Genomic DNA, 10997 nt, shown 5'->3' on the forward strand with positions numbered 1-10997 from the left:
GCATATTGAACCTGATTTCCTGGCTGATGACGTTGCTGGGCGTCGCCGTGGGCGCGCTTGCAGGTGTTTTGCTGTATGCCGCCTGGCTGCGCAAAAGCGCGAGTGCGAAGCTGCGGATACCCCACAAATGGCCGCTGCGTGCCCGCGGGGTGGTTACCAACGATGAATACGAGGTATGGAAATGGCTGCGAAGCACTTTCCACGACCACGCGGTGATGGTCAAGCTGCCGGTGCTGCGCTTTACCATTCCGCTGGAAAAAGACAAGGAAAAGGAAAAAGACAAGGAAAAAACCGAACGCCTGCTTGAGCTGCTCAATGGCGTCTACACGACTTTCACCATCTGCACCCTGGATGGCAAAGTCGTCGGTTGCGTGGATTTGCGCGGCAAACGTGATGTGAGCAAGGCCACCCGCCAGCTCAAGGAGACACTGCTGTCGGATTGCGGCATTGCCTACACCTCCATCAAGGCCGGCCGTCCTCCCACGGTCAGCGCCATGCGTGCCGCCTTCCTGGGGGAAATTCCGGAGGAGCTGGTGCAGGAGCACCAGGAAACCCGCGGCGGCGACAGCAGTTTCCACGCCGACCTGGAATCTTTCACCCGGGAACGTGTCAAGGCCGCCAAGGACGCCGCGCTCAAGGAACTCAACAAGGACAACCAGCCCGAATCCCCGCGAGCGGCGGCTACCCGCAATGTCGGTTTCAACCCCGATGGCACCGGCGGCATTCGCATCGACAAGAACGACCGTTTTGCGACGCAGTGGGAAGACTCCTTCACCCAACCCGCCGACGCGCGGCCGGCCAGGATCGAATAGGGGACGCGGCAATGAGCGCTGCGCAAAGGCAGCTGCCCGCGAGCGGCGGTCAGAGGAAAACGCTGCCGTGAGCAGGCTGGGGCATACCCGGGACAAGATCTACAAAACTGTGGCGCGGCAGCTCCACGGGGTGGTGCCGTGCTGGGTGTGCGGCGAACACGTTACGCCCCAGGCCGCCACCCTGGAGCACATCCTGCCCCTGAGCGAAGGGGGCAACAGCCATGCAGAAAACCTGGCGATCAGCCATGAAGTCTGCAACGGCCAGCGGCACGCAGCGGGCGCCGTTCCGGCTTCTGCCGCCTCGCCGGGACAGGTGCAGAGGCGCAAGTCCCCGCTTCTTGCCTCCAACCCATGACCTCTTGCTTCCGGTACCTGTTTCGGGTTGTGCTTGCCCTGCTGCTGGTGGGTGCCGGGCCATTGGTTTGGTCGCAGCCGCAGGAGCCCGCGCAGGAGCGCACCGGAGCAGGGGAGATCATCATCGGCGGCGACGACAGATATGTACTGTCCCAGTCGTTTACCTACCTTGAAGACGCCGGCGGCGAGCTGACACTGGCCGACCTTTTGAAACCGGATGCCCAGGCCCGCTTTCAGCCGGTGCCGCAAACCGGCTCGGCCACCAACTTTGGTTTGACCAGCTCGGCCATCTGGCTGCGCGTGAACCTGCAGACCGAACGCAGCACACCCGCAGACTGGATGCTGGAGCTGGCCTATCCGCCGCTGGACCGGCTGGAGCTGTATTCACCGGACGGCAAGGGCGGCTTTGTGTGGCAGGTGGGCGGTGACCTGTTGCCTTTTGCCGATCGGGCCGTGGTGCACCGCAACCATGTGATGCCGGTGCGTCTCAAGCCCGGTGCCGTCAATACGCTCTACCTTCGGGTAACGTCGGACGGCACAGTGTCTGCGCCCGTTCGTCTCTGGCAGCCTGCAGCGCTGTGGCGGCACGACCAGGCTGAGTACGCCACGATCAGCCTCTACTTTGGTTTGCTGGTCGGGCTCTTTTTCTACAACCTGCTGCTGTTTTTTTCGGTGCGTGACCGGGCCTACCTGATCTATGTGGCGTTTGTCGGCTGCATGGCCATCGCGCAGGCCGCGCTGACAGGTTTTGGCGCGCAATTCATCTGGCCGGGCCTTACCTGGTGGAACAGCATTTCGCCCCCTGCGGGCATGGCGGCGACCGCCTCTTTCGGCATTCTGTTTGCACGCAGCTTTCTTTCCAGTGCACTCAAGATGCCCCGCATGGACCGCTTTATAAAGGCGCTGGTGGGTGGCTGGCTGCTGACCCTGCTGGCCGCTTTTACGATGCCTTATGTGGTGTCTTCATGGATGGTGACCGTGCTGGCGGTTCTCAGTGTCACCACGCTGGTCGCGGTGGGTTTGCTGAGCGTGCGCATGGGGCATCCCGGGGCCCGGTATTTCCTGGCGGCATGGGCCCTGCTGCTGGTGGGTGTGGTGACGCTGGCGTTGCACAACACGGGTGTCCTGCCGTCGAATGTACTCACGGCCAATTCGCTGTTGATCGGGTCGGCGCTGGAAATGGTGGTGCTGTCGTTTGCGCTGGCGGACCGCATCAACGTCACCCGGCAGGAAAAAGAGCAGGCCCAGGCCCGCATCATGGCTGAGCAATCCATGGTGGAGGCCTTGAGCGTTTCCCAGGAAAACTTTCGCACCCTGCTGAAAGAGCGCGAAATGATCCTGGAAAATTCCATTGTGGGCATTGCCTTCCTGACACCGGATGGCCGCTTTCGCTGGGCCAACCAGGCCATGCTCAAGGTATTCGGTGCAGGCAGCAATCCATTGACCTCAATGGAGCCGTTTTACCTGTCGCGTGAGCAGTACCTGACGGTGGGCGGTGAAGTGGCCGCCTGCGTGAGCCGCGGTGAAAACTACGAAGGCGAAATCCAGGTCCGGCAGTTTGACGGCACCTTGATCTGGGTGTCGCTGTCGGGCAAGTCCGTTGCCGAACGCGACCTTTCGCAGGGCACGGTATGGGTGATCATCAACATCACGCAGCGCAAGGAACTGGAGGCCAAGCTGCTGCGGACATCCTCGGAGCGCGAAGCCATTCTTAATAGCGCGCTGGTGGGCATTGTGCTGTCGGTGAACCGGCGCCATGAGTGGGTCAACGAGAAATTCGCCCAGATGATCGGCGGCCCGCGCGAAGAACTGATGGGGCAGTCGTCCAGCTATATCCATCCCGACCTTGCCACCTGGGAGCAGTTCGGCAAGGAAGCGCGTGAGATGCTGATTGCCACCGGCAGTTATATCAATGAACGCCAGCTCAGAAGGCGGGACGGACAGCTCTTCTGGGTGCAGATGGCCGGCAGTTGTGTTCAGCCCCATGACCCTGATTCAGGTGTGATCTGGGCGTTTCTTGACATCACCGAACGCAAGAAATCAGAGGAAGACACACGCGAGGCCCTTGAGCAGCAAAAGGCGCTCAATGAACTGCGCACCCGCTTCGTGGCCATGACCAGCCATGAGTTCCGGACGCCGCTGTCTGGCATTCTTTCCGCCGAGGAATTGCTCAGGCATTACGGCAGCCGCTTGCCTGAGTCGGAAAAACTGGAGATTCTGGACAGCATTGCTGCCGGCGTGAAACGCATGACGGGCATGTTGGACCGCGTGCTGCTGCTGGGCAAGGCCGATGCCCAGATGCTGGAGTTTGAACCGCATCCGCTGGACCTGCACAGGCTGTGCCATCAATTGGTGGAAGAGGCGCGCACCCAGCAACCGGACAGCCTGTGCGAGTTGCAGCTGGATTATTCCGCCGGGGCGGGAGAAGGCCTGTACGACGAGAAGCTCCTGCGCCACATCTTCAGCAACCTGCTCTCCAATGCGGTCAAGTACTCGCCGCTGGGCGGTCTTGTGCGGTTCACCGTGAGCATCGATCAGGACACGACCGTCATGGAGGTGGCGGACGAGGGCATCGGTATTCCGGAGGACGAGTTGCCGCACCTGTTCGAATCTTTTCACCGCGCCAGCAACGTGGGCACCATCCAGGGCACCGGCCTGGGCCTGGCGATTGTGCGCAACGCGGTCGACATCCACGGCGGCACCATCGATGTGCACAGCAGCGCGGGCTCGGGAACCACCTTCATCGTGCGCCTGCCAGCCAGGCACTGAGTGATCCACATGACTCCCGTAATCCACAGGCGCCGGTTGCTTCAGTCGCTGGCGGCGGCGGGTGCTGGTTTTTACCTGCCACCCAGGGCATCGGCCCAGCAACGGCTGACCGGAAATCCTTTCACGCTGGGCGTGGCCAGCGGTTCACCCGCCCATGACTCGGTGGTGCTCTGGACGCGGCTGCTGCTGGACAATGATGCGGCCGTGCGCTTGCAGCCGGTAGCCGTGCGCTGGGAGATTGCGCACGACGATCATTTTTCGCGCATCGTGCAAGCCGGTCAGGTCCATGCGGTACCCGGTCTGGCGCACTCGGTGCATGTGGAGGTGCAGGGCCTGGAGGCCGATCGCTGGTATTTCTACCGCTTCGCGGTGGGCGAGGCGGTGAGCGCCACCGGCCGCACCCGCACCTTTCCGGCGCCCGATGCCGCTGTGGGGCGGCTGCGGCTGGCCTATGCCTCTTGCCAGCGCTGGGAACACGGCTACTACAGCGCCTACCGCCATATGCTTGCTGAAGAGCTTGATCTCGTGCTCTTCCTGGGCGACTACATCTACGAATACCCCAACGCCGGCCAGCCGGTGCGTGTGCCCACGGGCGGCTGGGTGCTCACGCTGGACGACTACCGCCAGCGCTATGCCATGCACAAGGGCGACGCCGACCTGCAAGCCATGCATGCAACCTGCCCCTGGCTGGTGACGTGGGATGACCACGAGGTGCAAAACGACTACGCGGGCGCCACACCCGGCAACAGCGGGCCGCCGGCGCCGGACTTTGCCGCCCGCCGCGCCGCCGCTTACCAGGCTTTTTATGAACACATGCCCGTGCGCGCTTCGGCGCTGACGCGGGCCGTGGCCGGCCTGGCAAGCGGCGCAGAAATGCGCATTTACCAGCGCGTTCCCTACGGCCGCCTGGCCTCGCTCTACATGCTGGACGCCCGCCAATACAAGGATGCGCAGGCCTGCACGCGTGACGGGAAAACCGGCTCCAGCACACTGAACCCCGCCACCTGCGCTGCCTGGAAAGATCCGGCCCGCAGCATGCTGGGGAGGCAGCAGGAAAGCTGGCTGGACGCTGAATGGAGCCGGGCCGCCAGCAAGGAAAGCAGCTGGAATCTGGTCGGCCAGCAATCGCTTTTTGGTCAGCGGGACTTTCGCCGTGGGCCTGAGCAGGTTTTCTGGAACGACGGCTGGGACGGTTATGCAGCGGCGCGTACGCGCTTCACGGACTCCCTGCGCAAGCACGCCGTTGCGAACCCGGTCATCCTGGGCGGCGATGTGCATGAAAACTGGGTGGGCCACGTCAAGGCCGACTACGCGGATGCGGCCAGCCCGTCCGTGGGCACGGAATTCTGCGGCACCAGCATCACGTCCCGCTCTGCCGGCAACGCGAAAATTCCGGACTACCTCGCCGAGAATCCGCACTTTGTATTTGCGGACTCAGAACGCAAAGGCTACGGCGTGGTGGAACTGACCCCGCGCAAGCTCACTACCACCTTGCGCGTGGTGAGCGACGTGACGCGCGCCGACAGCGGCGTACAAACGCTGGCGCAGTTTGCGGTGCAGGCGGGACGCCCGGTGGTCGAGAAAGCCTGAATCCGGCATGAGTGCAGCAGGCTCCGGGTTCAGGTATTTTGAGGCTTTTTCGTAAGAAAAATCGGGCTCTAGCCCTTTCAGTGCATGCGCGAGCAGCTATTAAAACAATAGCAAACGAGTACTCGCCCCAGATGAGTACTAAGGCGCGGGCACCCGGTGCGGCCAGCAGCGTCAAGCCGCCAGCTCTTCTTCTTCCAGGTTGTCGCTCAGAAAACCGCCGCTCTGGTGCGCCCAGAGCCGTGCATACAGGCCGCCATTGGCCAGCAGGCTGCGGTGGTCGCCTTCTTCGACGATGCGCCCCTGGTCGAGCACGATCAGCCTGTCCATCGCGGCGATGGTCGAGAGGCGATGGGCGATGGCGATCACCGTCTTGCCCTGCATCAAAGTGTTCAGGCTGCTCTGGATGGCGACTTCGACTTCGGAGTCGAGTGCGCTGGTGGCTTCGTCCAGCAGCAGGATGGGCGCGTCCTTGAGCATCACGCGCGCAATTGCGATGCGCTGGCGCTGCCCGCCCGAGAGCTTCACACCGCGTTCGCCCACATGGGCGTCGTAGCCGTGGCGGGCGTGCGGATCGGTCAGGTCGGCGATGAAGGTGTCGGCTTCGGCACGCCGTGCGGCCAGGCGCATGTCGTCGTCGGTGGCGCCGGGGCGGCTGTAGGTGATGTTGTCGCGCACCGAACGATGCAGCAGAGAGGTATCTTGCGTCACCATGCCGATGTGGCTGCGCAGGCTGTCCTGCGTCACGGTAGCAATGTCCTGGCCGTCGATCAGGATGCGCCCGCCGTCGAGGTCATAAAACCGCAGCAGCAGGTTGACCAGCGTCGATTTGCCCGCGCCGGAGCGTCCGATCAGGCCTATCTTTTCGCCAGGTCTGACGGTCAGCGTCAGCTGGTCGATCACCGGTTTGTTCTTGCCGTAGCTGAAGTTCACGGCTTCAAAGCGCACTTCGCCGCGCGGCACGTCCAGTGCGGCCGCACCTGGCGCGTCCACGATGGTGTGCGGCCGCGAAAGCGTGTTGATGCCGTCCTGCACGGTGCCCACGCTTTCAAAGAGGCTGGTGGTCTCCCACATGATCCAGTGCGACATGCCCTGCAAACGCAGCGCCATGGCAGTGGCCGCGGCCACCGCACCCGCGCCGACCTGGCCCAGGTGCCACAGCCACAGCGAGGTGCCGGCCATGCCGAGGATCAGTCCCATGCTGAGCGTGTGGTTGACGATCTCGAATGCGCTGACCAGGCGCATCTGGGTGTAGCCGGTCTTCATGAACTCGCTCATGGCGTCGCGCCGGGTGTGCGAAAACAGCTTGACGGTGGTGATGTTGGTGTAGGCGTCGGTGATGCGGCCTGTCATCAATGAGCGGGCGTCGGCCTGCTGCTTGCCGATGCGGCCCAGCCGCGGCACAAAGTAATAGAGGCTGGCGATGTAGAGCGCCAGCCAGACCAGGAAGGGCGCCACCAGCTTCGTGTCGAAGGCCGCGGCCAGCACCGTCATGGTGGCGATGTATACACCCATGGCCACCAGCACGTCGGCCAGCACGAAGAGCGTGTCGCGCACCGCCAGTGCGGTCTGCATGACCTTGGTGGTCAGCCGGCCGGCGAATTCGTCCTGGTAGAAGGACATGCTTTGCCCGAGCATCAGGCGGTGAAAGTTCCAGCGCAGCCGCATCGGGAAGTTGATGGCCAGCGTCTGGTGCTTCACGGTGGTCTGCAGCGCCACGGCGGCGATGCTGGCCACCACGATGAAGGCGAGCCAGCCCAGTGCGTTGCCGTGCTCGACCCACAGGTTGGCGGGCGCCGTCGCGCCGAGCCAGTCGACGATGCGGCCCAGCATGGCGAACAGCAAGGCCTCAAAAATCGCCATCACCGCCGAGAGCAGCGCCAGCTGCAGGATGTAGCCGCGCGCGCCTTCGGTGCAGGCCCACAGAAAGGCCATGAAACCCTTGGGCGGCAAGGAGGGGTCGGCGTCAGGGTAGGCGGGAAGCTGGCTTTCGAATCGTTTGAAAAAACCCATGGATGTCGTTTGTCTTTGGTTCAGGTGTCTGCTTATAAGGCGTTATGGCTGTGGGATCGTTGATTTATTGGGGAAGGATTGATGCGTCGGCCGAGGTGTGGCGGCCTCAGCTGAAAAGCTCCAGCAGGCGGTCCAGGCCGCCTTCGTTGATGGCGACCATGGCCTGCTCGCGTACGCGCGGCTTGGCGTGATAGGCCACCGAGAGGCCGGCTACGCCCATCATGGGCAGGTCGTTGGCACCGTCGCCCATGGCAATCGCCTGCAGCGGGTTGATGCCCAGGTTGGCGCAGGTTTCCAGCAGCATCTTTCGCTTCTCTTCGCCGTCACAGATGTCGCCCCAGGGCTGGTCGACCATCTTGCCGGTGAGAAAGCCGTCTTTGATTTCGAGCACGTTGGAGCGCGTGTAGTCGATGCCCAGCTCGTCACGCACGCGGTCGGTAAAGAAGGTAAAGCCGCCGCTGACCAGCAGCACCTTCATGCCGGCTTCTTTGCAGGCATGCACCAGCTCGGTCGCGCCGGGGTTGAGCTTGAGACGCTCGTGGTAGACCTSKTCCATGCTGGCCACGCTCACGCCCTTGAGCARGGCTACGCGCTGGCGCAGGCTSTCYTTGTAGTCGGTGATCTCACCGCGCATGGCGGCTTCGGTGATGGCGGCCACTTCGGCCTTGCGGCCGGCAGCGTCGGCGATTTCGTCCACACACTCGATGTTGATGAGCGTGGAATCCATGTCAAAGGCGATCAGCCTGAAATTGCTGAGCTTGAGGTCTGGCGTAGAGACGTTGACGACGAGGCCGGGGGAGATTTCAGCGGGGGTCATGCGGGCGTTGCTTCTGTGGTGGAGGGGGTTTTGGGTTGGCCGAGAGAGCGCAGGATGTCGCGCACCATTTGCGCGCGGTCTTTGGGTTCGGGCAGCTCGCGCTCGATGCGCAGCTTGTCGTTGCCGGCCAATTTGATGTGCCGGTTCTTCTGGATGAGATGCATGATGGCCATCGAATCGATGGGCGGGTCTTTCTTGAAGGTGATGTTGATGCCGCCGGGCGCGGCATCGACCTTGACCACGCCGTAGGGCCGGGCGATCACGCGCAGGCGGTGCACGTCGATCAGCGTCTGCGCCTGCGGCGGCAGCTTGCCGAAGCGGTCGACGATTTCCTCAAGCAGGGCATCGATCTGGTCGGTGTTTTTGGCGGTGGCCAGCTTTTTGTAGAAAGACAGGCGCAGGTGCACGTCGCCGCAGTAGTCGTTGGGCAACAGGGCGGGGGCGTGCAGATTGATTTCGGTGGTCACGCTGAGCGGCGACAGCAGATCCGGCTCGCGCCCGGCCTTGAGCGATGCCACGGCTTCGCTGAGCATCTCGTTGTAGAGCTGAAAGCCCACCTCGAGCATGTTGCCGCTCTGGTTTTCGCCCAGCACCTCACCGGTGCCGCGGATTTCCAGGTCATGCATGGCCAGGTAAAAGCCCGAACCGAGCTCTTCCATCTGCTGGATGGCTTCAAGCCGCTGGCCGGCCTGCTTGGTCAGGCCTTCGATGTCGGGCACCATCAAATAGGCATAGGCCTGATGGTGGCTGCGGCCCACGCGCCCGCGCAGCTGGTGCAGCTGCGCCAGGCCGAACTTGTCGGCGCGGCTCATCACGATGGTGTTGGCGGTTGGCACATCGATGCCGGTTTCGATGATGGTCGAGCACAGCAGCAGGTTGTAGCGCTGGGCGATGAAGTCTTTCATCACGCGCTCGAGTTCGCGCTCGGGCATCTGGCCGTGCGCCACGGCGATTCGCGCTTCAGGCAGTATCTCTTCGAGCTTTTCGCGCCGGTTCTGGATGGTCTCGACCTCGTTGTGCAGGAAGTAAACCTGCCCGCCGCGCTTCAATTCGCGCAGCACGGCTTCCCGAATTACGCCGTTGTTTTCGCTGCGCACAAAAGTCTTGATGGCCAGGCGCCGCTGCGGGGCGGTGGCGATCACGCTCAGGTCACGCAGGCCTTCAAGCGCCATGYCCAGCGTGCGCGGAATTGGCGTGGCGGTCAGCGTCAGCACATCCACTTCGGCGCGCATGGCCTTCATGGCTTCTTTGTGGCGCACGCCAAAGCGGTGCTCTTCATCGATGATGAGCAGGCCCAGGCGCTCGAACTTCACGTCCTGGCTGAGCAGCTTGTGCGTGCCGACCACGATGTCGATCGTGCCGTCGGCCAGGCCCTTGATGGCGGCGGTAATCTCTTTGCCCGAGCGGAAACGGCTCATCTCGGCGATCTTGACCGGCCATTTGGCAAAACGGTCCACCAGCGTCTGGTAGTGCTGCTCGGCCAGCAGGGTGGTGGGCGCCAGCAGGGCGACCTGCTTGCCGCCGGTGACGGCGATGAAGGCGGCGCGCAGCGCGACCTCGGTCTTGCCGAAACCCACATCGCCGCAGACCAGCCTGTCCATGGGCCGCGGGCTGATCATGTCCTGGATCACGGCGTGGATGGCGGCGCGCTGGTCGGCGGTTTCCTCGAAGCCGAAGTCGTTGGCAAAGGTCTCGTAGTCGCCGGGCGAATAGCGGAAAGCATGGCCTTCGCGCGCGGCGCGGCGGGCGTAGATGTTGAGCAGCTCGGCGGCCGAGTCGCGGATCTGCTCAGCGGCCTTGCGTTTGGCTTTTTCCCACTGGCCGCTGCCCAGCCTGTGCAGCGGGGCTTCTTCGGCGCTGACGCCGGTGTAGCGGCTGATCAGGTGCAGCTGGCTGACGGGCACGTACAGTGTGGCGCTGTCGGCATATTCGAGGTGCAAAAACTCCTGCAGCAGCGGCGTGCCGTCGGCATTGGTGCCCTGGCCCAGGTCCATGTTGATGAGGCCGCGGTAGCGGCCAATGCCGTGGGCGCTGTGCACCACCGGGTCGCCCACGTTGAGTTCCGACAAGTCCTTGATCAGTGCTTCGACGTCGCTGACCTGTTCCTGCTTTTTGTTGCGGCGGCGCACGGTGGCGCCTGCGGCAAACAGCTCGGTCTCGGTGATGAAGTCAATGCCTTCTTCAAGCCAGCTGAAACCGGTGTTCAGCGCCGCTGTGGCGATGCCGAGTTTTTCGTCGCTGGTCTGGAAGTCTTCAAGCGAATCAAACGCCGGCGGACTGACGCTGCTGGCGCGCAGGAAGTCCAGCAGGCTTTCGCGCCGGCCGTCGCTTTCGGCCAGCACCAGCACCCGGTGGGCCGTGTTGCGTACGTGGCCCTTGAATTTGGCCAGCGGGTCTTCGGCGCCACGCACCACGGCCATTTCGCCGAGTTTTTGAAACTGCGCGTTGTCGGCCACGTCTTCGACCGTGGCGCGTATGGCCAGTTGCGCGTAGTCATTGGCGCGAGCGTAAAACTGCTCGGTGCCCAGAAACAGTGACTCCGGCGGCAGTGCCGGGCGGTCGGGCGCGTCGCGCACCAGGCGGTAACGGTCTTTGGTGTCTTGCCAGAAGCGCTGGAAGGCCGGCTCCAGGTCGCCGTGCAACAC

General features: G+C 63.3%; 7 protein-coding genes. 4 read left to right on the plus strand and 3 right to left on the minus strand.

Annotated features, from left to right (window positions below; genetic code table 11):
* The 4 genes from AC1D1X_RS07075 to AC1D1X_RS07090 form a co-directional block, all read left to right on the plus strand.
* Positions 1 to 812, plus strand: an 812-nt coding sequence (locus AC1D1X_RS07075; protein ID WP_477698041.1) for a hypothetical protein, incomplete at its 5' end; no start/stop codon positions are given.
* Positions 813 to 879: 67 nt separating this feature from the next.
* The gene (locus AC1D1X_RS07080; protein WP_477669228.1) at positions 880 to 1167 is read left to right on the plus strand and encodes an HNH endonuclease; all 288 of its coding nucleotides are present in this window, start codon (positions 880 to 882) and stop codon (positions 1165 to 1167) included.
* Positions 1164 to 3935, plus strand: coding sequence for a 7TM diverse intracellular signaling domain-containing protein (locus tag AC1D1X_RS07085; protein WP_477669229.1), 2772 nt, complete (start codon positions 1164 to 1166; stop codon positions 3933 to 3935). Before AC1D1X_RS07080 ends, AC1D1X_RS07085 begins: the two co-directional genes overlap by 4 nt.
* A 9-nt stretch (positions 3936 to 3944) precedes the next feature.
* Positions 3945 to 5525, plus strand: a complete 1581-nt coding sequence (locus tag AC1D1X_RS07090; protein WP_477669230.1) for an alkaline phosphatase D family protein — start codon at positions 3945 to 3947, stop codon at positions 5523 to 5525.
* Between the two features lie 171 nt (positions 5526 to 5696).
* Here the strand turns inward: AC1D1X_RS07090 and AC1D1X_RS07095 are convergent, their stop codons facing one another.
* The 3 genes from AC1D1X_RS07095 to mfd form a co-directional block, all read right to left on the minus strand.
* Positions 5697 to 7535, minus strand: coding sequence for an ABC transporter ATP-binding protein (locus AC1D1X_RS07095; RefSeq protein WP_477698042.1), 1839 nt, complete (start codon positions 7533 to 7535; stop codon positions 5697 to 5699).
* Positions 7536 to 7641: 106 nt separating this feature from the next.
* Positions 7642 to 8352, minus strand: coding sequence for a phosphoserine phosphatase SerB (serB, locus tag AC1D1X_RS07100; protein WP_477698043.1), 711 nt, complete (start codon positions 8350 to 8352; stop codon positions 7642 to 7644).
* Positions 8349 to 10997, minus strand: a 2649-nt coding sequence (mfd, locus tag AC1D1X_RS07105; RefSeq protein WP_477698044.1) for a transcription-repair coupling factor, incomplete at its 5' end; no start/stop codon positions are given. The genes serB and mfd, both read right to left, overlap by 4 nt.

Source organism: Polaromonas sp. P1_G4 (assembly GCF_056405475.1).